The organism is Actinomadura latina NBRC 106108 (assembly GCF_001552195.1).
GTDB lineage: Bacteria > Actinomycetota > Actinomycetes > Streptosporangiales > Streptosporangiaceae > Spirillospora > Spirillospora latina.
Window position 1 is genome coordinate 626,430 of sequence record NZ_BCQS01000003.1, and the last position, 23,771, is coordinate 650,200.

24 protein-coding genes are annotated in these 23,771 nt (G+C 71.5%); 16 read left to right on the forward strand and 8 right to left on the reverse strand.

Going from position 1 to position 23,771, the window contains the following annotated elements:
• The first annotated feature begins 345 nt into the window (after nt 1-345).
• Together AL2_RS03705 and AL2_RS03710 are read left to right on the forward strand one after the other, a co-directional pair.
• Nucleotides 346-2,880 carry an ATP-dependent Clp protease ATP-binding subunit gene (locus AL2_RS03705; protein ID WP_067629103.1) on the forward strand — a complete coding sequence of 845 codons (2,535 nt, stop codon included), beginning with the start codon at nt 346-348 and terminating at the stop codon, nt 2,878-2,880.
• A 276-nt stretch (nt 2,881-3,156) separates the two neighbouring features.
• The gene (locus AL2_RS03710; protein ID WP_157437992.1) at nt 3,157-3,765 is read left to right on the forward strand and encodes an ArsR family transcriptional regulator; all 609 of its coding nucleotides are present in this window, start codon (nt 3,157-3,159) and stop codon (nt 3,763-3,765) included.
• Here the strand turns inward: AL2_RS03710 and add are convergent.
• Nucleotides 3,762-4,760 carry an adenosine deaminase gene (gene add / locus AL2_RS03715; protein WP_067629105.1) on the reverse strand — a complete coding sequence of 333 codons (999 nt, stop codon included), beginning with the start codon at nt 4,758-4,760 and terminating at the stop codon, nt 3,762-3,764. The genes AL2_RS03710 and add overlap by 4 nt on opposite strands.
• 92 nt (nt 4,761-4,852) lie before the next feature.
• Between add and AL2_RS03720 the strand changes: the two genes are divergently transcribed.
• Complete coding sequence (locus AL2_RS03720) at nt 4,853-5,563, forward strand: helix-turn-helix domain-containing protein (protein WP_067629107.1); 711 nt, start codon at nt 4,853-4,855, stop codon at nt 5,561-5,563.
• On the opposite strand, the gene AL2_RS03725 is transcribed toward AL2_RS03720, so the two are convergent.
• Nucleotides 5,545-6,123, reverse strand: a complete 579-nt coding sequence (locus AL2_RS03725) for a dihydrofolate reductase family protein (RefSeq protein ID WP_067629109.1) — start codon at nt 6,121-6,123, stop codon at nt 5,545-5,547. The two genes, AL2_RS03720 and AL2_RS03725, sit on opposite strands and share 19 nt — an antisense overlap.
• Nucleotides 6,124-6,330: 207 nt before the next feature.
• Nucleotides 6,331-7,209 (reverse strand): HhH-GPD family protein, encoded by an 879-nt coding sequence (locus tag AL2_RS03730; RefSeq protein ID WP_067629111.1) that lies wholly within the window; start codon nt 7,207-7,209, stop codon nt 6,331-6,333.
• A gap of 69 nt (nt 7,210-7,278) precedes the next feature.
• Here AL2_RS03730 and AL2_RS03735 point away from each other — a divergent pair, with 69 nt between their 5' ends.
• Nucleotides 7,279-7,893 carry a hypothetical protein gene (locus tag AL2_RS03735; protein ID WP_067629113.1) on the forward strand — a complete coding sequence of 205 codons (615 nt, stop codon included), beginning with the start codon at nt 7,279-7,281 and terminating at the stop codon, nt 7,891-7,893.
• A gap of 75 nt (nt 7,894-7,968) precedes the next feature.
• Here the strand turns inward: AL2_RS03735 and disA are convergent, their stop codons facing one another.
• The 4 genes from disA to AL2_RS03755 all read right to left on the reverse strand — a co-directional run bounded on the left by disA (nt 7,969) and on the right by AL2_RS03755 (nt 12,568).
• Complete coding sequence (disA, locus tag AL2_RS03740; RefSeq protein WP_067629115.1) at nt 7,969-9,051, reverse strand: DNA integrity scanning diadenylate cyclase DisA; 1,083 nt, start codon at nt 9,049-9,051, stop codon at nt 7,969-7,971.
• Nucleotides 9,052-9,164: 113 nt separating this feature from the next.
• Nucleotides 9,165-10,586 carry a DNA repair protein RadA gene (gene radA, locus AL2_RS03745; protein ID WP_067629117.1) on the reverse strand — a complete coding sequence of 474 codons (1,422 nt, stop codon included), beginning with the start codon at nt 10,584-10,586 and terminating at the stop codon, nt 9,165-9,167.
• A gap of 190 nt (nt 10,587-10,776) precedes the next feature.
• On the reverse strand, nt 10,777-11,835 hold the full coding sequence (locus AL2_RS03750; protein WP_067629119.1) for an alpha/beta fold hydrolase: 1,059 nt from the start codon (nt 11,833-11,835) through the stop codon (nt 10,777-10,779).
• Between the two features lie 28 nt (nt 11,836-11,863).
• Complete coding sequence (locus AL2_RS03755) at nt 11,864-12,568, reverse strand: class I SAM-dependent methyltransferase (protein WP_067629120.1); 705 nt, start codon at nt 12,566-12,568, stop codon at nt 11,864-11,866.
• A 140-nt stretch (nt 12,569-12,708) separates the two neighbouring features.
• Between AL2_RS03755 and AL2_RS03760 the strand changes: the two genes are divergently transcribed.
• The 8 genes from AL2_RS03760 to AL2_RS03795 all read left to right on the forward strand — a co-directional run bounded on the left by AL2_RS03760 (nt 12,709) and on the right by AL2_RS03795 (nt 19,351).
• Nucleotides 12,709-13,593: a sugar phosphate isomerase/epimerase family protein gene (locus tag AL2_RS03760; protein ID WP_067629122.1), complete on the forward strand. Its 885-nt coding sequence runs from the start codon at nt 12,709-12,711 to the stop codon at nt 13,591-13,593.
• Nucleotides 13,590-14,174 carry a TetR/AcrR family transcriptional regulator gene (locus AL2_RS03765; protein ID WP_067629124.1) on the forward strand — a complete coding sequence of 195 codons (585 nt, stop codon included), beginning with the start codon at nt 13,590-13,592 and terminating at the stop codon, nt 14,172-14,174. Before AL2_RS03760 ends, AL2_RS03765 begins: the two co-directional genes overlap by 4 nt.
• 31 nt (nt 14,175-14,205) lie before the next feature.
• Complete coding sequence (locus tag AL2_RS03770; protein ID WP_210747658.1) at nt 14,206-14,955, forward strand: ABC transporter ATP-binding protein; 750 nt, start codon at nt 14,206-14,208, stop codon at nt 14,953-14,955.
• A complete protein-coding gene (locus AL2_RS03775; protein ID WP_067629126.1) occupies nt 14,952-15,686 on the forward strand; it encodes an ABC transporter permease in 735 nt (244 codons plus the stop codon). Before AL2_RS03770 ends, AL2_RS03775 begins: the two co-directional genes overlap by 4 nt.
• 108 nt (nt 15,687-15,794) lie before the next feature.
• Nucleotides 15,795-16,973, forward strand: coding sequence for an LCP family protein (locus AL2_RS03780; RefSeq protein ID WP_067629127.1), 1,179 nt, complete (start codon nt 15,795-15,797; stop codon nt 16,971-16,973).
• Between the two features lie 53 nt (nt 16,974-17,026).
• Nucleotides 17,027-17,947 carry a proline dehydrogenase family protein gene (locus tag AL2_RS03785; protein ID WP_067629129.1) on the forward strand — a complete coding sequence of 307 codons (921 nt, stop codon included), beginning with the start codon at nt 17,027-17,029 and terminating at the stop codon, nt 17,945-17,947.
• 98 nt (nt 17,948-18,045) lie between these two features.
• Nucleotides 18,046-18,840: a pyrroline-5-carboxylate reductase gene (proC, locus tag AL2_RS03790; protein WP_067630250.1), complete on the forward strand. Its 795-nt coding sequence runs from the start codon at nt 18,046-18,048 to the stop codon at nt 18,838-18,840.
• Nucleotides 18,841-18,916: 76 nt separating this feature from the next.
• Nucleotides 18,917-19,351: a hypothetical protein gene (locus tag AL2_RS03795; protein ID WP_067629131.1), complete on the forward strand. Its 435-nt coding sequence runs from the start codon at nt 18,917-18,919 to the stop codon at nt 19,349-19,351.
• A gap of 19 nt (nt 19,352-19,370) precedes the next feature.
• Here AL2_RS03795 and AL2_RS03800 read toward each other — a convergent pair whose 3' ends face one another.
• On the reverse strand, nt 19,371-20,336 hold the full coding sequence (locus AL2_RS03800; protein WP_245666305.1) for an alpha/beta hydrolase: 966 nt from the start codon (nt 20,334-20,336) through the stop codon (nt 19,371-19,373).
• A 226-nt stretch (nt 20,337-20,562) separates the two neighbouring features.
• Between AL2_RS03800 and AL2_RS03805 the strand changes: the two genes are divergently transcribed.
• The 4 genes from AL2_RS03805 (at nt 20,563) to AL2_RS36050 (ending at nt 23,729) form a co-directional block, all read left to right on the forward strand.
• The gene (locus AL2_RS03805) at nt 20,563-21,723 is read left to right on the forward strand and encodes an acetoin utilization protein AcuC (protein WP_067630253.1); all 1,161 of its coding nucleotides are present in this window, start codon (nt 20,563-20,565) and stop codon (nt 21,721-21,723) included.
• Between the two features lie 11 nt (nt 21,724-21,734).
• Nucleotides 21,735-22,595 (forward strand): phosphatase, encoded by an 861-nt coding sequence (locus tag AL2_RS03810; RefSeq protein WP_281181568.1) that lies wholly within the window; start codon nt 21,735-21,737, stop codon nt 22,593-22,595.
• Nucleotides 22,596-22,947: 352 nt separating this feature from the next.
• Nucleotides 22,948-23,151 carry a helix-turn-helix domain-containing protein gene (locus AL2_RS03815; protein ID WP_021591693.1) on the forward strand — a complete coding sequence of 68 codons (204 nt, stop codon included), beginning with the start codon at nt 22,948-22,950 and terminating at the stop codon, nt 23,149-23,151.
• Between the two features lie 479 nt (nt 23,152-23,630).
• Complete coding sequence (locus tag AL2_RS36050; protein WP_018654693.1) at nt 23,631-23,729, forward strand: 30S ribosomal protein bS22; 99 nt, start codon at nt 23,631-23,633, stop codon at nt 23,727-23,729.
• The last annotated feature ends 42 nt before the right edge of the window (nt 23,730-23,771 follow it).

A 23,771-nucleotide genomic window follows, 5' to 3' on the forward strand; every position in this document is an offset into this window, starting at 1 on the left:
CGCGGAGAGCCGGGCCGCGATGAAATCGGCCGTTCGCTTGTGGCGTAGCGGCAATGGGGTTCGGCGTGGAGGCGGCGAGGTACAGAGGCGGCGCGGGCGGAACTGCGGCCCATTCGGCGTGTTCGGCCCGCGCCCCGATCGACCTGCGGAAAGCCTCCGTTCGCTTGCGGCGTAGCGGGAACATGACGCACCGATGCGGTAGTTGGATGAGACTGAACAGCGCTTAGCTGGGGAACGTCTTCTGGTGGGAGTGCACCGGGCGGCCTCCTCGGGGCGGGCTAGCATGCGGAAGGACAGTTCCGGACGTTCCGGACTCTGCCCAACCGCTCTGTGAGGAGCGACGAGATGTTCGAGAGGTTCACCGACCGCGCGCGGCGCGTTGTCGTCCTGGCTCAGGAGGAGGCCAGGATGCTCAACCACAACTACATCGGCACCGAGCACATCCTCCTCGGCCTGATCCACGAGGGCGAGGGTGTCGCCGCCAAGGCTCTGGAGAGCCTCGGGATCAGTCTTGAAGCGGTGCGCCAGCAGGTCGAGGAGATCATCGGCCAGGGCCAGCAGGCGCCGTCGGGCCACATCCCGTTCACTCCGCGTGCCAAGAAGGTCCTTGAGCTGTCACTGCGCGAGGCGCTGCAGCTCGGCCACAACTACATCGGTACCGAGCACATCCTGCTGGGTCTGATCCGTGAGGGCGAGGGCGTCGCCGCCCAGGTGCTGGTGAAGCTCGGCGCCGACCTCAACCGGGTCCGCCAGCAGGTCATCCAGTTGCTGCACGGCTACCAGGGCAAGGAGCCGGCCGCCTCCGGCGGTCCCTCGGAGTCGGCTCCGTCCACCTCCCTCGTGCTCGACCAGTTCGGCCGCAACCTGACGCAGGCCGCGCGCGAGAGCAAGCTCGACCCGGTCATCGGCCGGGACAAGGAGATCGAGCGGGTCATGCAGGTGCTGTCCCGCCGTACCAAGAACAACCCCGTCCTCGTGGGCGAGCCCGGCGTCGGTAAAACGGCCGTCGTCGAGGGGCTCGCGCAGAAGATCGTCAAGGGCGAGGTGCCCGAGACGCTCAAGGACAAGCAGCTCTACACCCTCGACCTGGGCGCGCTGGTCGCCGGTTCCCGGTACCGCGGTGACTTCGAGGAGCGCCTGAAGAAGGTGCTGAAGGAGATCCGCACCCGCGGCGACATCATCCTGTTCATCGACGAGCTGCACACGCTGGTCGGTGCGGGCGCCGCCGAGGGCGCGATCGACGCCGCGTCCATCCTCAAGCCGATGCTGGCGCGGGGTGAGCTGCAGACCATCGGCGCCACCACGCTGGACGAGTACCGCAAGCACCTGGAGAAGGACGCCGCGCTGGAGCGCCGCTTCCAGCCGATCCAGGTCGCCGAGCCGTCCCTGTCGCACACGATCGAGATCCTCAAGGGCCTGCGGGACCGCTACGAGGCGCACCACCGCGTGTCGATCACCGACAGCGCGCTGGTCGCGGCCGCGCAGCTCGCCGACCGCTACATCAGCGACCGGTTCCTGCCCGACAAGGCGATCGACCTGATCGACGAGGCCGGTTCGCGGATGCGCATCCGCCGCATGACCGCGCCGCCGGACCTGCGCGAGTACGACGAGAAGATCGCCGACGTCCGGCGCGACAAGGAGTCCGCGATCGACGCGCAGGACTTCGAGAAGGCCGCGGCGCTGCGCGACAGCGAGAAGCAGCTGCTCGGGCAGAAGGCGCAGCGGGAGAAGGAGTGGAAGGCCGGCGACATGGACGTCGTCGCCGAGGTCACCGACGAGCTGATCGCCGAGGTCCTCGCCACCGCCACCGGCATCCCGGTCTTCAAGCTGACCGAGGAGGAGTCGACGCGCCTCCTGCGCATGGAGGACGAGCTCCACAAGCGGGTCATCGGCCAGCACGACGCCATCAAGGCGCTCTCGCAGTCGATCCGGCGCACCCGCGCCGGCCTGAAGGACCCGAAGCGTCCCGGCGGCTCGTTCATCTTCGCCGGCCCGTCCGGTGTCGGTAAGACCGAGCTGTCCAAGACCCTCGCGGAGTTCCTGTTCGGGGACGAGGACGCGCTGATCCAGCTCGACATGTCCGAGTTCATGGAGAAGCACACGGTCTCGCGGCTGTTCGGCTCCCCGCCCGGCTACGTCGGGTACGAGGAGGGCGGCCAGCTGACGGAGAAGGTCCGCCGCAAGCCGTTCTCGGTCGTCCTGTTCGACGAGATCGAGAAGGCCCACCAGGACATCTTCAACTCGCTGCTGCAGATCCTGGAGGACGGCCGCCTCACCGACGCGCAGGGCCGCGTCGTGGACTTCAAGAACACCGTCATCATCATGACGACGAACCTGGGGTCCAAGGACATCTCCAAGGGCGTCTCGATGGGCTTCGCCCGTCAGAACGACGAGCAGGGCTCGTACGACCGTATGAAGGCGAAGGTGTCGGAGGAGCTGAAGCAGCACTTCCGTCCCGAGTTCCTCAACCGCGTCGACGACACGGTGGTCTTCCACCAGCTCACCCCCAAGGAGATCATCCAGATCGTCGACCTGATGATCGCCAAGGTGGACGAGCGGCTCCGCGACCGCGACATGGGCATCGAGCTGCGGCAGGAGGCCAAGGACCTGCTCGCGCTCCGGGGGTACGACCCGGTGCTCGGCGCCCGGCCGCTGCGCCGCACGATCCAGCGGGAGATCGAGGACAACCTGTCCGAGAAGATCCTGTACAACGAGCTCAAGGCCGGCCAGATCGTGATCGTGGGCACCGAGGGCTTCGACCCCGACAACAAGGACTCGGTGGAGAACGCCAAGTTCACGTTCAAGGGCGTGCCGAAGCCGACGGGCGTCCCGGACAGCCCGCCGCCCATCGAGGGCGCGGTCAACTTCAACAAGGACTGACGTCTTCAACAGGGACTGACGTCCTGCGCAAGGGCCCGTGACCGGATTCGTCCGGCTGCGGGCCCTTTCGCATGCCCGACCTGGAGGCCGCCTGCGAGCACGCAGAAGCCACGGGCATCGCCCTGGCCGACTTCCTCCCGGAACCCGAGTCCCCTGTGTGGATCGCCTTCATGCCGACGCGTTCGGGATGTCGGTGGTGGCTCCTAGTATTCGAACATGCGATCGAATGAGGCGGGTGGGGCGGCCGGATTCCGGCGGCGGGGGGTGCCCGTACCGGTGAGCGAAGCGCGTGTGGCGGAGGCGTTCCTGCGCGACGTGGCGGCCCGTGCGCCGGACCGGTTGCCGATCTTCCGGTCGCGCCTGCAGGGCGAACTGCTCGCACGCCTGCTGCTGGGGCCGGTTCGTGAGATATCGATGCTCGACCTGGCGGTGATGCTCCGCACCGACCTCGCGTCCGTGATGCGCGAAGTGGAGCGGCTGGCGAGGGCGGGCATACTCGCGATGCGCCGCACCCTGGCCGGACGGCTGGTGGCGCGCGATGCGAGCAGCCCCCTGTACGAGCCGCTCGCCCATCTGCTGATGCTGACGTTCGGGCCGGCGGCGGTGGTGGCGGAGGAGTTCGGCAGGCTGCCGTCCGTTCAGGAGATCTACCTCTTCGGGGCCTGGGCCGGGCGGTACGAGCATCCGGCCGGGGGCCAGGCCGGCGACGTCGAAGTGCTGGTGATCGGCGACATCGCCCCGGACGCCGCATTCGACGCGGCGCAGGAGGCCGCCGGGCGCCTCGGTCTTCCCGTCCATCCGGTCGTCCGGACACGGGGCCGGTGGCACAACGACGATGACCCCTTTCTCCGCGAGATCCGGGCCGGTCCCCTGACCAGGCTCTAGCCGACGGACGGTGGTTCGGGGGCATGGCCGGCCAGCCATGTGGCGATCGCTCCGTGGAGCCGGGTCTTGGTGGCGTCGGGGGCGAAGGACGCGTCGACGCCGGCGCGGGCGAGGCCGGCGAGGGTGCGGTCGTCGTAGCCGAAGGCGTCGCGGACGCGGGCGTACTCGGCGGTCAGGGAGGTGTCGATCAGCGCCGGGATGTCGGTGTTGATCGTCACGATCAGGCCCGCGTCGCGGAGGCGGGGGAGGGGATGAGCGTCGAGCGACGGCGCGAAGCCCAGGGCGACGTTGGAGGATGGGCAGACTTCGAGGGGGATTCCGCGTTCGCGGACTTCGGCCACGAGGTCCGGGTCGTCCAGGATGCGGATTCCGTGGCCCAGGCGCTCGGTACGGCCGGGCCCGAGGGCCTGCCGGATGCTGGCGGGCCCTTCGCCTTCGCCCGCGTGGTGGACGACGTGGAGCCCGGCGTCGCGAGCGGCGGCGAAGACGTCGTCGAACGGGGCGCCGGGGTGGGCTTCGTCTCCCGCGAGCCCGATGGCCGCAACGCGGTCGTGGCGGCGGGCGAGGTCGAGCGTCCGCCAGGCGCGCTCGACGGACCGGCGCCGCGAGTGGTCGAGGATGACGCGGCATTCGATCCCGAACGCGTCCTGCCCGGCCTCCAGCCCCTCCAGGACGGCCCGGAGCGGCATGCCGAGGTCGCCGAGCCGCTCGCCGTGGCCGGCCGCGGTGAAGGAGACCTCGGCGTACTGGACGCCTTGGGCGGATTCGTCCTCGCAGAACTCGTAGGCGATGCGGCGGAAGTCGGCGGGGCGCCGCAGGCAGGCGCGGACGAGGTCGTTCTGCGCGAAGAAGGAGGCGAAGTCGCCGAACGTGCCCACGTCGTCGGGTACCCGGACGCCGTTGGCCGCGCCGATCTCCCGGAGCGTGGCCGACCGGACGGTGCTCTCCAGGTGGACGTGCAGATGGGCTTTGGGCAGGCTCAGCAGATCACGCACGCCCGTACGCTACCTCTCCGGCGCCTGAAGGGTTGAGGGCGGCGCGTACGACCACGCCCGCCATCGGGTGGCGTGCGACGTATCCTTCGTCCGTGGAACTGCGCTTCGAGACGCGCCGGTCCGACTCGCCCTGGGTCGACGCCGTCTGGACCTGCACGAGCGAGCAGGTCACGGAGATGACGTCCGTCGCAGGGGTGCGCTGGGGCCTGGTGTTCTGGCAGCAGGACGGCCAGGCGTACACGAGCGTCACCGGCCCCGAGACCCGGACCGGCACGGCGCCGGTGCCGGAGGGCGCGACCTTCACGGGCATCGATTTCGCCGTGGGCACCTCGTTGCGAGCCGTGCCCACGCCCGCGCTGGTGGACGCGGGCATCGAGCTCCCCGACACCACGCGCCGGACGTTCCGGCTGGACGGCGCGCGCTGGGAGACTCCTGGCCCCGACGACGCCGAGGCCCTGGTCGAGCGTCTCGTCCGGGCCGGGATCGTGGTCGGTGACCCGCTCGTCGCCGAGGTGCTGCGGGGGCGCCGCCCGGACGTCTCGGGGCGCACGGTCGAACGCCGGTTCCGCGCCGCGACCGGGCTGACCCGGGGCGCCGTCCGGCAGATCGAGCGGGCCCGCACGGCGGCGGGACTGCTGGCGGCCGGCGAAACTGCCGCCGACGTCGTCGCCAAGCTCGGCTATTTCGACGAGCCGCACCTGGCCCGGGCGCTGCGCTCCTATGTCGGACGGACCGCCGGGCAGCTGCGCGAGGGCGCCGGCGGCGCGATCGGTCTCGACCTGGATCAGCGCTTCACGTCGTAGACCAGCTTCAGGATCCCGTTCGGGTAGCTCTCCGACTCCTGGAGCGTCAGCATGTACTTGTCGCGGTCGGCCCGCCCGAACAGGCTCTTCCCGGCTCCGAGCAGGACGGGGAAGACGAGCAGGTTGTACCGGTCGATCAGGCCCGCGTCCGACAGCCTCCGGGCCAGTTCCGCGCTCCCGTGGATGAGGATCGCGCCGCCCTCGCCCTCCTTGAGCGCGGCGACGTCCTCGGTCGAGCGCAGGATCGTCGTCGGCCCCCACCCGTCGACAAGGGCGTCCTCGGACAGCGTGGTCGACACCACGTACTTGGGCAGCTCCTTGTAGTCGGCGTGGTCCTCCGAGCCGGGCCAGACCGGCGCGAACGCCTCATAGCTGCGGCGGCCGAACATCAGCGCCGTCGTGTAGGCGAGTTCCTCGCCCTTGAGCGACCAGGCTTCCGGGACGAACTCGAGGTCCTTGAACACCCAGCCGCCGGCGCGGTGCTCCTCTCCCGGCCCGCCGCCGGGCGAGTCCACGACGCCGTCGAGGGACATGAAACCGGTGTAGACCAGGTCACGCATAGCGCTTTCTCCTCATGATCAGGCGAACTCTTCACTTCACGCTAGACCGCGGGTGCGGGGCCGTCTTGGACGGAAACGACAGCGGGTCGACCAAGCCAGGCGAGGTCAGGGAGCTACGCGGGAGGGATTCCGATCACTGGATCGCGCCCGGCGGAGAGGGGCGGCCGTGCCCGGTGCGTCGCCGTCGGCTTGCGGGGGTGCGGCCGCTCAGGCGGGGAGGGCGTAGTGGCCGTTGTCCAGGGGGTCGACCAGGCCGTCGGCGATGAGGGCGTCCAGGGCGCGTTCGCGTTGGACGGCGTCCGACCAGACGATGTCGAGGGCGGGTTTCGGGACCGGTCCCTCGGCGTCCCGCAGGACGGCCAGGAGGCGGCCGCGGCACTGGCGGTCGGTGCCCGCGTACGTCTGGCCCCGGCGCGGCGGCCCGTCGTAGGCGGGCCGGCCGGCCAGCTGCCAGGCGCAGCTGCCGAGCACCGGGCAGTCGGCGCAGCGGGGTGTGCGGGCGGTGCAGACCAGCGCGCCCAGTTCCATGACGGCGACGGCCCAGCGGGCGGCGGTCGGGGGATCGACCGGCAGGAGGCTCTCCGCGAGCGCCACCTCGGCCTTGGTCTGCGACTTCGGCGGGTACTCGACGCCGGACACCAGCCGGGCCAGGACGCGCCGGACGTTGGTGTCGAGGACGGCGTGCCGCTGCCGGAACGCGAAGCTCGCGACGGCCGCGGCCGTGTAGGCGCCGATGCCCGGCAGGGCCAGCAGCTCCTCGTGGGCGGACGGCACGTCGCCGCCGTGCCGTTCGGTGATCGCGCGGGCGCTCGCGTGCAGGCGCAGCGCGCGGCGCGGGTAGCCGAGCCGTCCCCACGCCCGGACGGCCTCGCCGGGCGGTTCGGCGGCCAGCGCGGCGGGCGTGGCCCAGCGCGCCATCCAGGCGTCCCAGACGGGCAGGACGCGGACGACCGGCGTCTGCTGGAGCATGATCTCGCTGACGAGGACGCCCCACGGGGTCGCGTCCGGCGCCCGCCACGGCAGCTCCCGGGCGTTCGTCTCGTACCAGCCGAGGATCGGGGCGGTGTAGGCGGAGTTCAGGTTCATGGTGCGCCGCCATTGTGGCACGCGGCGGGTCGCCCCCTCTCTCCGGTTCGGTGAATGCATACTGACCGTATGGGTCCGAATACTGGACGTGACTCGGACGGTTCTGGGCTGGACCAGTACTGGCGGCGCCGCGCGTTGGCCCTGGCCGGATTGCTCGGCGCCGTCGGCCTGCTGGCCTGGGCGTGCGCCGGTACGGGAGAGGGCGAGCCGGTGCGGGACGCGAAGGCGGCCGAGAGCGCCAGCCCGCCGCCCCCGCCCACCGCGATGCCGACGGTCACGGTCACCACGACGGCCACGCCCGAGCCGGCCCCGGCGGACGACGGCGGTCCCTGCGACGCCGATGACCTCGTCGTGAACATGTCCGCCGCCGGCGACACCTACAGGGGCTCGGAACGGCCGGAGTTCCGGATCACGGTCGTCAACACCGGCCGCGGCACCTGCAGGTTCGACACGGGGACGCTGGACGTCCGCATCACGTCCGGCTCGGACCGCATCTGGTCGTCCGCCGACTGCCGCCATGGTGACGCGCCCAAGGAGACCCTCCGCCGCGGCATTCCCTACGTCGACACCGTCACCTGGGACCGCGAGCGCGGCTGCAAGGGCAGGACGCGGGCCCGCCCCGGCACCTACGTGGCCGACCTGAAGGACACGAAGGTCAAGAAGCTGATCTTCCGCCTGCGCTGACCGCACAGGCCCGTCCCGCCGGCCCTGCTGGGATGCCGCCGGCACTGGTGACCGCTGCCACGGGTGCGCGCGTGGTCAGACGTAGCGTTCCAGGATCGAGGATTCGGCGAGGCGGGAGAGGCCCTCGCGGACGCTGCGGGCGCGGGATTCGCCGACGCCGCCGACGGCCTGGAGGTCGTCGATGCTGGCGGCGAGGAGTTTCTGCAGGCCCCCGAAGTGCTCGACGAGGCGTTCGACGACCATGCCCGGCAGCCGCGGGACCTTCGCGAGGAGGCGGAACCCCTTGGGGCTGACCGGCAGGTCGAGGGCGTCCGGGCCGGCGAAGCCCATCACCTCGGCGACCGTCGACAGGTCGAGCAGCTCGTTGGCGGAGAGGGTGTCGAGGGACGACAGGATCGCGGCGACGCCGCGGGCGCGGGTGTCGTCGGACGGGTAGTCGCGGACGATCAGCTCGCGGTCGGCGTCGACGCCGGAGACGAGCTCGTCCAGCTGGAGGGAGAGCAGCCGGCCGTCGGTGCCGAGCTCGACGACGTAGCCCTCGATCTCGTCGGCGATGCGGCGCACCATTTCGAGGCGCTGGACGACGGCGCTGACGTCGCGGACGGTGACGAGGTCCTCGATCTCCAGCGCCGAGAGGGTGCCGGACACCTCGTCCAGCCGCAGCTTGTAGCGTTCGAGCGTGGCCAGGGCCTGGTTGGCCTTGGACAGGATGGCCGCCGAGTCTTCGAGGACGTAGCGGATCCCGTCGAGGTACAGCGCGATGATGTGCATCGACTGGCTGACCGAGATGACCGGGTAGACGGTCTGGCGGGCGACGCGCTCCGCGGTGCGGTGGCGCGTCCCCGACTCCTCGGTGGGGATGGTCGAGTCGGGCACGAGGTGGACGGCGGCGCGGACGATGCGGCTGTGGCTGTCGTCGAGGACGATGGCGCCGTCCATCTTGGCGAGCTCGCGGAGCCGGGTCGCGGAGAACTCGACGTCGAGCTCGAAGCCGCCCGAGCACAGTTCCTCGACGGTCTTGTCGTAGCCGAGCACGATCAGGCCGCCGGTGTGGCCCCGCAGGATCCGCTCGAGTCCGTCGCGGATCTGGGTGCCCGGGGCCACCGCTGCCAATGTGGCACGGCGTCGCTCGTCATAACCCTTGTCGTGTGATGGCACCTGACCCCCGGAGGTCGCTGGACGGCGTCAGTTTACCGAGGCGGGCCGCGCCCTGGTTCCTCCGCAGGTCGCAAGACCGAGTTGTGTGCAGTAATACTCTGGCGTGACTCCCGTCAGGGCGCCGTAAACGCGACCTGGAGGGCCTGCTGCAGGCTGTCCACCTCCATCACCTTCATGCCCTCGTAGCTGCTGAGCTGCGGATCCGCGCGTTTGAGCGGCGATCCGTCGGCGAGTTCGAGGGAGCCGCGGGGGACGATGGCGTGCTTGAAGCCGAGCCGCGCCGCCTCGCCGAGCCGCCGCTGGACGCCGGGCACGACGCGGACCTCCCCGGCGAGCCCGACCTCGCCGAGCGCGATGAGGCTGTTGGACAGGGCCTGCTCGACCGTGGAGCCCGCCACGGCCAGGGCGAGGGCCAGGTCGACGGACGTCTCGCTGAGCCGCACCCCGCCGACCGTCGAGACGTACACGTCCTGCTCGTGCATGGAGATCTTGCAGCGCTGCGCGAGGACGGCGAGGACCATGGCGACCCGGGACGTGTCGAGCCCGGACGTGGCCCGGCGCGGCGCGGGCAGATGCGATTTCGCGACGAGTGACTGGACCTCGGCGACGAGCGGGCGGCGTCCCTCCAGCGTGACCGTCACGCACGTGCCGGGGACGGCCTCCTCGCGGCGGGTGAGGAACAGGCCGCTCGGGTCCGGCAGCCCGACGATGCCCACCTCCGAGAGGTCGAAGCAGCCCAGTTCGTCGGTCGGCCCGTACCGGTTCTTCACCGCGCGGATCATGCGGAGCCGCGAGTGCCGGTCGCCCTCGAAGTACAGGACGACGTCGACCAGGTGTTCCAGCAGCCGCGGCCCGGCGATCGCGCCCTCCTTGGTGACGTGGCCGACCAGCACGACGGTGATCCCGCGCTCCTTGGCGACCCTGATCAGGTTGGCGGCGACCTCGCGGATCTGCGTGACGCCGCCGGGCGCGCCGTCCACCTCGGACGTCCCGACCGTCTGGATGGAGTCGACGACGAGCAGCGACGGCTCCACGGAGTCGATGTGCCCGAGGATCGCCGACAGCTCGGTCTCCGCCGCCAGATACAGGTGGTCGGTGATCGCCCCGACCCGGTCGGCGCGCAGCCGCACCTGCTCGGCCGACTCCTCACCTGTCACATAGAGGACGTTCTTCCCGCCGTCCCCGGCCGCGGTCGAGGCGAGCGCGGCGACCTCCAGCAGCAGCGTCGACTTGCCGATGCCCGGCTCCCCGGCCAGCAGCAGGACGGCCCCGGGCACGATGCCGCCGCCGAGCACCCGGTCCAGCTCGTCCAGGCCCGTGGGCCGCGTGCGCGCCGACCGGACGTCCACCTGCCCGATCGGGCGCGCCGGCGCGCTGACCGGCCCGGCGGACACGACCCGCGCGGGGGTGGCGGAGGTTCCCTCGGTGACCGTCCCCCACGTCTGGCACTCGCCGCAGCGCCCCACCCACTTGGACGTCTGCCACCCGCACTCCGAGCACCGATAGGCCGCCTTGGCCGTCTTAGCCTTCGCCATGCGCGGCAGCCTAGAGCCCGGCACCGACAGCGTCCGCCCAGGGGGACGCCCCGCTGGAACCCCCGTCACGACGCAGGCGATCCTCACGCCGCTGTTGCGGCCTCTGTGCCTGTGCGGTTCGTGCGGCGTCGCTGCGGTCGCCTGCGTCGCCGGGCATGCCCGTGGTGTACCGGCTCAGGGGGCCCCTGGGTCAACAGTCCTTGCGGGCTCGTTCGATCAGGTCGCCGAGGTGGTCGGAGACGGCGCCGGGGCGTTCGAGCATGGCCATGTGGCCGGCCGACGGGACGACCTCCAGGCGCGCGGACGGGACACAGGAGGCGATCTTGAGGCTGTGCTCGACGGGGGTGAGCACGTCGTTCTCGCCGCCGAGGACGAGCGTGTCGGCGCCGGCGAGGGAGGCGCAGTCGCTGATGACGTCCGTCGTGATCATCGAGCGGAAGTAGTCGACGAACGCGTCCATGCGGGTCTCGGTCATCATCTGCTCGGCGAAGGCGATCGCGGCGGGGCTCGCTTCGGGGCCGAAGGCGACCAGGTCCTCGATGAGGGTGGCGGCGTCGCGGCCGAGGTGGCGGACCCTCTCGATGGCGCCGGAGCCGGTGCCGAGCGCGGCGAGGGCGCGGGGCAGGACGCGGTGGGTGGTGCGCGCGACGAGGGCGGGCATGCCGAGGGTGACCTCGCCGAGAGCGCCGGACGACGTGCACAGCAGGCAGGTCGCGAGGACCCTGCGGCCGACCAGGCCGGGGTTCTCGTCGCAGTACCGCATGATCGTCATGCCGCCCATGGAGTGGCCGACGAGGACGACGGGCGTGCCGGCGGGGACGGTGGCCTCGATGACGGCGCCGAGGTCGGCGGCCAGGCGCGGGATGGAGTAGCCGTCGCGGGCGCCGCCGTCGGAGCGGCCGTGGCCGCGGTGGTCCCAGAAGACCAGCCGGCCGAGGCCGCGCAGGGCCTTGCGCTGGAAGTGCCAGGAGTCCTGGGTGAGCGTCCAGCCGTGGGAGAACACGACGGCGAGGTCGGTGCGGTCGTCGCCGTCGATCTCGGCGTACAGGCGGGTGCCGTCGTCGGCGCGGACGGGGACGGGACGGCCGCGCAGGGAGCCGAACGGCTCACCGGCGAACGGGTCGGGGCGCAACTGGAGGCGGCGCATGGCGCGGCGCTGGGCGACCAGCCCGGCCCCGGCGCCGGCCGCGCCGACGGCGGTGGCGGCGGCGAGGCCGCCGAGCGCTCTTCCAGCAGTGACACGGCCCATGTCCGTACCTCCTGAACGACCCAACTAGTCAGTAACTCAGGCAACGCCACCACAAATTAACGGCATAGTCCACCTCAAGTCCGGGGTGCTCGCGCAGGCAGGCGTCCGCGAGGCCGGGCGGGAACTCGATCCGCAGGACGGCGGCGAGGTCGTCCCGGTTCTGGAACGACCACCGGATCGTGAGGGGCTCGCGGGAGAAGCCGCGCCGCGTCCAGAACCGCTCGACGGCCGCCGGGTCGTATTTCGGCAGGGCGCGCCGGAACCAGCGGCCGAACGTGGAGCGGGTGGCGTCGTTGTCGATGATGAAGATCGCTCCGCCGCGCCGGACGACCCGGTCCAGTTCACGCAGGCCCGGTTCGCAGCCCGGCCCGAAGAAGTACGCCCACCGGGCGTGGGCGACGTCGACCGAGGCGTCCGGAAGCGGCAGGGCCTGGGCCGCGCCGGCACGGACGGTGACGTTGGGGAGGTCGCGGGTCCGGCGGGCGGCGGCGGAGGCGAGGCCCGCGTGCGGCTCGACGCCGATCACGCGGCGGGCGCCGGCGGCGAAGAAGGGCAGGTGGAAGCCGGTGCCGCAGCCGACGTCCAGGACGTCCGCGCCGTCCCATGGGCGGATGGCGCGCATCGCGCCGGCGAGCACGCCGTCGGGGTCGACGGCGCGGTTCTCCAGTTCGTAGACCTGCGGGGAGTTCCAGATGTTGGGGCTCGGCACGGCGCCCGGCGCGATATCGGCCACGGCGACCGAGAGTAGCGGCCTCCGGGGGCAGAGCAATCAGGATCACTCCGGGCGGTTGTTTCATCACCGCCGCCGCCGCATAGGCTTTACCGTGCGAACCCGATGACCATCGTCGAGCGATCATTCCTGGCGAGGAAGCCTTGACCCCGCAGCACAACGGCGTCACTACACCCGCTCTCCGCGTACCGGACGCGCCGATCACGCTCTCCACCGCGTCGGTCTACCCGGAGAAGGTACCGAGCGCGTTCGAGATCGCCTCACTGCTGGGCTACGACGGCATCGAGGTCATGGTCTCCACGGACGCCTCCTCGCAGGACCTGAACGTCCTGCGCCGGCTGTCCGACTACCACGAGGTGCCGATCAAGTCGATCCACGCGCCATGCCTGCTGCTCACGCAGAGGGTGTGGGGCCGCGAGCCCTGGGGCAAGCTCATCCGCTCCAAGGACGTCGCCGAGGAACTGGGCGCGGAGGTCGTCGTCGTCCATCCGCCGTTCCGCTGGCAGCGCGACTACGCGAAGGAGTTCGTCGAGGGCCTCGCCCGCATGCAGGACGAGACCGACGTCCTGTTCGCGGTGGAGAACATGTTCCCGCTCAAGGCGCGAGGTGCCGAAGCGGGCATGTACCTGCCCGACTGGAACCCGGTCGACCAGGACTACCCGTACGTCACCCTCGACCTGTCCCACACCGCCGTCTCCGGGTCGGACCCCGTCGACATGGCGGGCGGCCTGGGCGACCGCCTGCGGCACATCCATCTCGCCGACGGCGTGGGCATCACGAACAAGGACGAGCACCTCGTCCCCGGCCGGGGCCACCAGCCGTGCGGGACGATGCTGGAGAACCTTGCCGAGGGCGGCTTCCGGGGGCACATCGTCCTGGAGGTGAACACGCGGCGCGCGTCCAGCCGGGTCGAGCGCATGGAGGACCTCGCCGAGGCCCTGGCGTTCGCCCGCCTGCACCTCGCCGCCGCCGACCACACCTGGGAGGTCACGTCGGCCGGGGAGGTCACCCGCCGGGGCGTGCGGTGACCGATCCCGCCGCGCCGAGGGGCCGCCGGCCCGGCCCGACCGAGACGCGCGAGAAGATCCTGGCCGAGGCGCGCGACCTGTTCGCCGAGAAGGGCTACGACGGGGCCTCGCTGCGCGCCATCGCCCGCGCCGCCGGCGTCGACCCCGCCCTCGTCCACCACTTCTTCGGCAACAAGGAGGGCGTGTTCATCGAGGCGATGCGCTTCCCGGTGGACCCGTCCGTCCTGCTGCCGCGCATCATGGCCTTCCCCGGCGAACGGCGCGGTGAGGCGATCGTCCGCGCGTTCCTGGACGTGTGGGGGGACGACGACAGCCGGGCGCCCATGCTCGCGATGCTGCGCTCGGCGATGACGAACGAGCGGGCGGCGGCGCTCCTGCGCGAGTTCGTCGCGGTCGCCCTGTTCGGCCGCGCCAAGCAGGCGACCGAGGCGCCGCCGCTCGGCATCCAGGCGGCGGCGGGGCAGATGATCGGCGTGATGATCCTGCGGTACGTCCTGCGCATCGAGCCGATGGCGTCGGCGTCGGAGGACGAGCTGATCGCACTGGTGGCCCCCACCGTCCAGCGCTACCTGACCTCTTGACCGGGCCCCGCCGTCCGCTTAAATTCAACACATGATGAGTTCTAGCCCGGCGAGCGGTGCCGAGCCGGCCGTGCGCGTCCGCGATCTGCGGGTCGTGCGCGGCGGCCAGGAAGTCCTGCGCGGGCTCACCTTCGACGTCCCGCGCGGCTCCATCGTGGGGCTGCTCGGCCCGAGCGGCTGCGGGAAGACCACGCTGATCAGGGCGCTCGTCGGCGTCCAGATCGTGCGGAGCGGCACGGTGACGGTGCTCGGCGCGCCCGCCGGATCGGCCGGCCTGCGGAACCGCGTCGGCTACGCGACGCAGTCCCCGGCCGTGTACGCCGACCTGACCGTCGCCGAGAACCTGCGCTACTTCGCGTCCGTCCTGGGCGCGCCCCGCTCGGACGTCGACCGCGTCATCGACGAGGTCGGACTCGGCCGGAGCCGCGACCAGACGGCGGCGACGCTGTCCGGCGGGCAGCTCAGCCGCACCAACCTCGCCGCGGCGCTGCTCGGCGCGCCCGAGCTGATCGTCCTGGACGAGCCGACCGTCGGCCTCGACCCCGTCCTGCGCCAGGAGCTGTGGGAGCTGTTCCGGGAGCTGGCCGACCGGGGCGCGACCCTCGTCGTGTCCAGCCACGTCATGGACGAGGCGGGCCGCACCGACCGCCTCCTCCTCATGCGGGAGGGCATGATCCTCGCCGACGGCACCCCGGCGGGGCTCCGCTCCCGCACCGGCGCGCCCGACCTCGAGGCGGCGTTCCTCCACCTGATCACCGAGAAGGCCGGGAGCCCGGCATGAGCGCGGCCGTCACCCTCGCCACGATGCGGCGCATCCTCGCGCAGCTCAAGCACGACCACCGCACCCTCGCACTGCTGATCGGCGTGCCGGCGCTGCTGATGATCCTGCTGCGCTACGTGTTCGACCAGCCGATGCTCTTCGACCGGATCGGGCCGATGCTGCTCGGCCTGTTCCCCTTCACGGTCATGTTCGTCGTGACCAGCGTCGCCACCCTCCGCGAACGGACGAGCGGCACCCTCGAACGGCTGATGACCATGCCGCTCGGCAAGCTCGACCTGCTGCTCGGGTACGCGCTCGCCTTCGGGCTGATCGCGCTGGTGCAGGTCGGCGTCGTGCTGGTGATCTCGCTGACCTGGCTCGGCCTCGACCTGAAAGGCTCGCTGGGGTCGCTGGTCCTCGTGTCCCTGCTGGACGCGCTGCTCGGCATGTCGCTCGGCCTGTTCGCCAGCGCCTTCGCCCGGACCGAGTTCCAGGCCGTCCAGTTCATGCCCGCCTTCGTCCTGCCGCAGACGCTGCTGTGCGGCCTGATCATGCCGCGCGACGACATGGCGTCCTGGCTGAACGCGCTCTCGGACGTCCTGCCCCTGTCATACGCCGTCGAGGGCATGCAGGAGATCAGCGCCCGCCCCGACTTCACCGCCACTCTGACCCGCGACGTCGCCGTGATAACGGCCTTCACGATCGTGGCCCTGGTCCTGGGCGCGGTGACCCTCCGCCGCCGCACCCCATGACCCGCGAAAGGGGGTTGAGGTTTACCTGCGGAGGCGGGTTGCGCCTTAATCGGACAGGTGGGTTGAACCGGGCCATCCCGGGTCGATCCTGCTGGTAGCTTCTGCGCCATGACCGCGCCAGATCACTCCGGACCGCAGGCGCCGCAGCGGGCCGACCAGGGCCCGCAGGCACCGGCGGCAGCTCAGGCCACCGAGGCCCCAGCGGGGCCCGGCGCCCCCCAGGGCGACGGCGGGGACGCCTTCTGGGCCGGGGCCGACGGCGCCGAGCGCAAGCGCAAGCGGCGGTGGCCGCGGGTCCTGATCGCGATGGGGTTGTTCGTCGCGCTGGTCGTGGCCGGGGTCGGCGGGCTGCTGTGGCAGCGCCAGTCGTCCTACAACGGCAACATCGACCGGATCAAGGGCGTCATGCCGACCGACCGGGCGAACCGGCCGGGGCCGAACGTGGAGGGCACCGAGAACTGGCTGCTCGTCGGCTCGGACTCGCGGGCCGACGCGGCGACGACCGGCGAGGGCAACCAGGTCTGGAAGCCGGGCCGGCAGCGCACCGACACGATCATGCTGCTGCACCTGCCGGCGGACCGGAAGAAGGCCTACATCATCTCGTTCCCGCGCGACTCGTGGGTCGAGATCCCCGGCTACGGCAACCAGAAGATCAACGCGGCGTTCTCGTTCGGCGGGCCGAAGCTGCTGATCGAGACGATGGAGAACCTCACCGGGATCCGCGTCGACCACTACGGCGCGATCGACTTCGAGGGCTTCAAGTCGATGACGGACGCGCTCGGCGGCGTCACCGTCAACATCAAGCAGAGCGTGTACGACCCGGCCCGCAAGAAGCAGTGGACGGCGGGAAAGCAGAAGCTGAACGGCGAGGAGGCGCTGCTGTTCGTCCGGCAGCGCTACAACCTGCCGAACGGCGACTTCGACCGGATCAAGCGGCAGCAGGCGTTCCTCGGCGCGCTCGCCAAGCAGGCCGCGGACCGCGGCACGCTGACCAACCCGCTCAAGCTCGACCGCTTCCTGTCCGCGCTGTCGAAGTCGATCAGCGTGGACGAGGGCGTGTCGGCGGGCGACCTGCGCTCGCTGGCGCTGAGCATGCGCAGCGTCCGGGTGTCGGACGTGATGTTCATGACGCTCCCGCACAAGGGCACCGGCATGCGCGGCAAGCAGAGCGTCGTGTTCGTCGACGGGACGAAGGCGAAGCAGCTGTTCGAGGCCGTCAAGACCGCTCAGATGTCCGAGTACGTGAAGCAGCACGGGGCCGGCAACAGGCTCGGCACGGTGTCGTGATCGCGCGGGCTTAACCTGGGACGAGGAGAACCAGGGAGCGAAGGGTGCGCACAGTGCTTCGTCAGGCGTTGCTCGCCGCGTCGCGCAGTGGCGGCGCGCGCAGGGTCGTGGAGACCGCGCCGTTCACCGGGGACGTCGTCCGGCGCTTCATCGCGGGTGAGACGATCGAGGACGCGGCGCGCGTCACCGGGCGGCTGACCGGCGAGGGGCTGCTCGTCACCCTGGACGTCCTGGGCGAGGACACGTCCGACAAGGGACGCGCCGAGGCGAACGTCACCCACTACGTCGAACTGCTGGAACGGCTCGGCGCCGCCGGGCTCGGTGCACGCGCCGAGGTGTCGCTGAAGCTCTCGGCCGTCGGCCAGACCCTCGACGAAGACCTGGCCCTGGAGAACGCAAGGCGGGTGTGCGAGGCCGCCCGTTCCGCCGGGACGACGGTGACGCTCGACATGGAGGAGCACACCACCGTCGATTCGACCCTGCGGGTCGTCCAGGAACTACGGCGCGACTTCCCGGACGTGGGGGCGGTCATCCAGGCGTACCTGCGGCGGGCAGAGGAGCACTGCGCGGAACTGGCCTACGAGGGGTCGCGCGTGAGGCTGTGCAAGGGCGCGTATGCGGCACCGGCGGCGGTGGCCTTCACCGACAAGGATGAGATCGACAAGTCGTTCGTCCGCTGTATGAAGGTCCTCATGGCGGGCAAGGGCTACCCGATGCTCGCCACGCACGATCCTCGGCTCATCGATATCGCCGGTGCGCTGTCGATTCTGCACGAGCGTGACGCCGACACGTTCGAGTACCAGATGCTCTACGGGGTCCGTTCGCAGGAGCAGCGCCGGCTGGCCGCGCAGGGAGCGCAGGTCCGCGTCTATGTCGCGTACGGGCGCGAGTGGTACGAGTACTTCATGCGGCGCCTGGCGGAACGTCCCGCCAACCTCCGCTTCCTCGTGCGCTCCCTCGCCGGACGGTCGTGATCAGAGCGCTCTTCCGGGGGGTGGGGGCGTCCCCCCACACGAGAAGGGCCCGGCGCTAGGCTGGTCCGGTCGTTGAATCCCCACGTCAAGGTATGCCGATGATCGCGATTCTGGGTGCCGGGAAGATGGGCGAGGCGCTGCTGTCCGGGGTGCTCCGGGCCGGCCGCCGCCCGTCCGAGCTGATGGCGACCGCGCGCCGGGAGGAGCGGGGCGCGCTGCTGCGCGAGCGGTACGGCATCGAGATCGTGCCGAACGCGGTGGCCGCGGCGAAGGCCGAGACGCTCATCCTCGCGGTGAAGCCGCAGGACATGGGCGCCCTGCTGGACGAGATCGGCGCGCACGTCCCGCCCGGCCGCCTCGTGATCTCGATGGCGGCGGGCATCACGACCGGGTTCATCGAGGCGCGGCTGCCGGCGGGCGTCCCCGTCGTCCGCGTCATGTCCAACACGCCCGTGCACGTGGACGAGGCGATGAGCGTGATCTCGCCCGGCTCGCACGCGGCGGAAGAGCATCTGAAACTCGCCGAGGAGCTGCTGTCCCCGGTCGGGAAGGTGCTCCGCATCCCCGAGTCGCTGCAGGACGGCGCGACGGCCCTGTCCGGCAGCGGCCCCGCGTACTTCTACTACCTGGTCGAGGCGATGGTGGACGCGGGCATCCTGCTCGGCATGCCGCGCGCCGCCGCGCTGGAGATGGTGATCCAGTCCGCCGTGGGCGCGGCGATCATGCTCCGCGACTCCGGCGAGCACCCGGTGCTGCTGCGCGAGGCCGTCACGTCCCCGGGCGGGACGACGATCTCGGCGATCCGGGAGCTGGAGCGGCACGGCGTCCGCGCCGCCGTCCTGGAGGCCATCGAGGCGGCCCGCAACCGGGGACGCGAGCTGGCGGGCGGCTGATCGGGCCCGGCGGCCTCAGCGAAAGTTCATCTTTGAACATTTGAGCCGGTCCGGGGGGTCCGCCCGTGCTAGGGGTATGGGACTCATACTCCGCCTGATCGTCGCCGCCGGGCTGGCGGCCGACGCCATCGTGCACTGGATGTTCGCGCCCGACATGGCCTACGTCGCGGGCGGGTCCATCGGCGGCGACGACCTGTTCCGCATCCAGGCGGCGGTCGCGGGCGTGGTCGCCGTCGTCGTCCTCACCTACGGCGCCCGCTGGGCGTACGCGCTGGCGTTCCTCGTCGCGGCGAGCGCGGCCGGGGCCGTCGTCCTCTACTACTACGTCGATCTCGGGGCGCTCGGCCCGCTGCCGGACATGCACGAACCCGTCTGGTACCTCGACAAGACGATCAGCCTGGCCGGTGAGGGCGGCGCCGCGCTGGCCGCCCTGGTCGGGTTCTTCGCCGCGGGCCGCGGGCGCCGCGCGGAGGACGCGTACCTCGAACGCGAACCCGCCGGCCGCTTCTGACCGCCGCCCGGAGGGACCGCTAGGCGGCCGCGGTGCGGCCGGGGGCGCTGTGGTGCGTGACCGAGCAGATGAACGCGGCCGCGTCGCGCATCGCCTCGCCCGCCTCGGGCAGCACGCGGTTCAGGATCTGGAAGACGTGCATCTGGCCGTCCCAGACCTGGAGTTCGCATTTCCCGCCGGCGCTCCGCAGGGCGTCCGCGAACGCCTCGGCCTCGGTGCGCAGGACCTCGGCGCCGCCGACCTGGATGAGGACGGGCGGCACGTCCGTCCAGGCGCAGGTGAGCAGGGCCAGCCGCGGGTCGTCGAATCCGGCCGGCCCCACCACGAGGCGGGCGACCCGGCGCGCCGACGCGGCGCTGATGTACGGGTCGTGGGCGCGGGCCTGCGCCTGGATGGAGAGTTCGCAGGTCAGGTCGATCCATGGGGAGAAGAGGGTGATCCCGGCGGGGGCCGGCAGGTCCTGCCGGCAGATCTCCCCGGCGAGGACGCCGGCGAGGTGCCCGCCGGCCGAGTCGCCCGCGATCACGATGCCGGCCGGGGGGACGCCCCGCGCGAGCAGCCACCGGTAGGCGGTGACGGCGTCCTCCAGCGGCGCCGGGAACGGGTGCTCGGGCGCCAGCCGGTACCGGGGGGCGAGGACGGGCAGGCCCGTGTCGTGCGCGAGCCGCGACGTGATCGGCCGGTGGGTGCGCGGCGAGCAGGCCACGTAGCCGCCGCCGTGCAGGTAGAGGACGGCGCCGTCGGGCCGGCCCTCGGGGGCGTCCCGGGGGACGAGCCATTCGCCCTTGATCGGGCGCTCACCGAGGTCTTCGCCGGGCCGCTCGTTCAGCCCCTCGATCCGCACCCCCGAGCAGGGCCGCATCAGTAAGGACGCGGCGTCCACCGTGGACCGGGCGGTCCGGATCCCGGTGGCGTGGCCGGGCAGGTAGTGCAGGAGAGGCCGGACGCCCAGCCGCAGAGCGCTGCTGATCGCACGACTGCGCACGCTTGGGCTGTCCATGTACCCCCCTTTGGTATTTTGACGTCGTGTGATCGGTATGCCCGTTTTCGGACAGTAATTCACGTCACAGTCCGGCAATCGGTGACCGGGACCGGGGCGGCGCCCCTGAGGCGGCCGTGTGAGCCGGGCCACGTGACGCTCGCGATACCGTGAGGTCATGAGCAGTCCCGATGCGTCCCGGCCCGCCGACCCCGAGAACTGCGGACTCGAGATCTTCTGGGACGAGCGGCTCATCTCCTACGACTTCGGCTCCGGGCATCCCATGGACCCCGTGCGCGTCGAACTGACGATGGCGCTGGCCCGGGAACTCGGCGTCCTGGACCGTCCCAACGTGCGCGTGTCGGAGTTCGAGGCGGCCGGCGACAAGCTGCTGCGGCTCGTCCACGAGGAGTCCTACATCGCGTCGGTCAAGCACGCCGGCGCGACCGGGCTCCCGGACGTCAGGCACGGCCTCGGCACCGCCGACAACCCGATCTTCCTCGGCATGCACGAGGCGTCCGCCCTGGTCGCCGGCGCGTCGGTCGCCGCCGCCGAGGCGGTGTGGACGGGCCGCGCCGAGCACGCCGCGAACATCTCCGGCGGCCTGCACCACGCCCTGAGCGGCGCCGCCAGCGGGTTCTGCGTCTACAACGACCCGGCGATCGCCATCGCGTGGCTGCTGGAGAACGGCGCGGAGCGCGTCGCGTACGTCGACATCGACGTCCACCACGGCGACGGCGTCCAGGCCGCCTTCTACGACGACCCCCGCGTCCTGACGATCAGCCTGCACGAGACGCCGCGCACGCTGTTCCCCGGCACCGGCTTCCCGAACGAGACGGGCGCGGAGGGCACCTCCGTCAACATCTCGCTGCCGCCCGGCACCGGCGACCGGCCGTGGCTGCGCGCGTTCGACGCGATCATCCCGCCGCTGCTGCGCCGGTTCCGCCCGGACGTCCTCGTGACGCAGCAGGGCGCCGACGGGCACGCGCTCGACCCGCTCGCGCACCTCATCCTCAGCGTGGACGGGCAGCGGACGGCCTACGCGCTGCTGCACCGGCTGGCGCACGAGACCGCGGGCGGCCGGTGGGTGCTCACCGGAGGCGGCGGCTACGAGCTGGTCCAGGTCGTGCCGCGCGCGTGGACGCACCTGCTCGCCGAGGCGGCGGGCGGCCCGATCGCGCCGGGCACGGCGACCCCGGAGGAGTGGCGCGACCTCGTCCGGCGGCGGACCGAGGAGATCGCCCCGCGCCGGATGACGGACGGGACGGAAGTCGTGGAGGTCGTCAGGTGGGGGGACGGCTACGACCCGGCGAGCCCGATCGACCAGGCGATCCTGGCGACGCGCCGGGCGGTGTTCCCCGAGCACGGCCTCGACCCGATGACGGACGAGTGAGGCCCGCCCCTGTGAAACCCGCCCCCCTGAAACCGGCACCCGCCCGCGCCGAGCTGCGCGCCCACCTCGTCCGGACGATGATCGCCGGCGACGTGGCGACGCCGCGCCAGAACAATCTGCTGCACTACCGGCGGATGGCCGCCGGCCAGCCGTACTACCAGTTCGGCCTGGAGCTGAAGCCGTCGTGGACGGAGCGGACCGTCCTGGAGATGATGGTCGAGCGCTGCGGCGTCGACCCCGACCCCCGGTACCTGTACGGGGACGACACCATCGATCCCGACATCACGCTCGACACGCTCGAGGCGATGGGCGACCGGATCGGTCTCGCGGCCCGCCGCCGGGAGAACGTGGTCATCGCGACGGGCCATCCGGCGACGCTGACCCCGCTGTACCAGGCGGTCGCGCGGGCGCTGGCGGAGGCGGGCTGCCGGGTGCTGACGCCCGCGGCCGGCTGGACGTACGAGATCGAGACCGGCTACGGCGGCTCGGACCTGCGCCGCATCGTCTACGCCGAGCCCGGCGTCGCGATGCTGGAGGGCGACGACCGCCGGACGCACCACACGCACGACCCGCATCCGATGGAGGCCATGCTCCGGGAGCTCGCCAATAGTGGTTCTGAGCGCTCCTCGGAGGCTAAACCTGATATTTGGCCGGATCTGGCCATCGCCGATCACGGCTGGGCCGGAGCCGCCGGTCAGGCGGGCATCGACACCGTGGGGTTCGCGGACTGTAACGACCCGGCGCTGTTCGCCGGGGCCGCCGAAGGCAAGATCGACGTGGTCGTGCCGCTCGACGACGGCGTCTCCCCGCACCACTACGCGCCGCTGACCGCGTACATCCTTGATCGTGCGGGACTGTCCGCTTCCGCCTGACTCCCCTTGCCTCCGCGCCGTGCCGCTCTGGCGTTCCGTCCCGCATGTCACGGGGTGTGACAGGGCTGCCGTAACGGGGCGCATGGGCTTGCGATGTGCCATCGGGAACGGCGGAACCGCAGGTCAGTACGGGGTTGTGGTTGACAACCGTTCGTCGCGACACGGGTAGTGCCGTCACGTTCGCGCTGTGTGCGGGATCAGCACTGTCACCCGCGAGTCAGGTCGGGATACGGAAATGTGCGGAACTCCCCTCTTGCGACTGCCGATACGCGATTTACGCTGGAGAAGTACACGTGCGTGATCAAAGTCACCCGAAGGGCCGGTGCGCGGCACGTGTGGAAGAGGGCGTCCGATGACCTCAGGCGAGCGACCTCTGAGCGAGGTCAGGTTCCTGACCGTGGCCGAAGTGGCGGCGGTGATGCGGGTGTCCAAGATGACCGTCTACCGCCTCGTCCACTCGGGCGAGCTTCCCGCGATCCGCGTGGGCCGCTCGTTCCGGGTTCCCGAGCAGGCCGTTCACGACTACCTGCGCGACGCGTACATCGAAGCCGGATAATGGGTAAGGGCGGGGGATGACTCACGACCCCGCCGCATACCTTGCTCACCACCCGGCCGTGCAGGGGGCGTCGGGGCGATCCGCACGGACCGTCCCGAAGCTGGGGAAGCAGGACGAGGACCGGCCGGTGGCCGCAGGGCCGCCGGAGCCGGCGTCGAGGGGAACGGGGGCGCCGCCCCCGCCCGCCCCGACCCGGCGAGTCGGTCCGGACACCGAGCGGGACGGGCTGCCGGCGAAACGGCCGGCGACAGGGCCCGCCCCGGTGGAACGGTGCCCGGCGCCGTGCGACGCGCGGCGCCGGACGCCGCGCCGCGAGGACGCCGTGCCCTGTCCAGGGACGGGCCGCGGCGTGATCTCCGCCCGTTCGGCGGTAGTCTTGGGCGGCGGACCGTGCGCGCTCATCGAGCCCTGCTCTCACGCGGGCTCTTCCGCGGCACGTTCGTCTCCTGCACGTCACCCGATACGCCGAGCGAGGTCCCGTGGGCTCTGTCATCAAAAAGCGCCGCAAGAGGATGGCCAAGAAGAAGCACCGCAAGCTGCTGAAGAAGACGCGTATCCAGCGCCGCAACAAGAAGTGATCACGCCGGCAACTCAGCCGTGAAGGGGTGGGGCGCACAGTG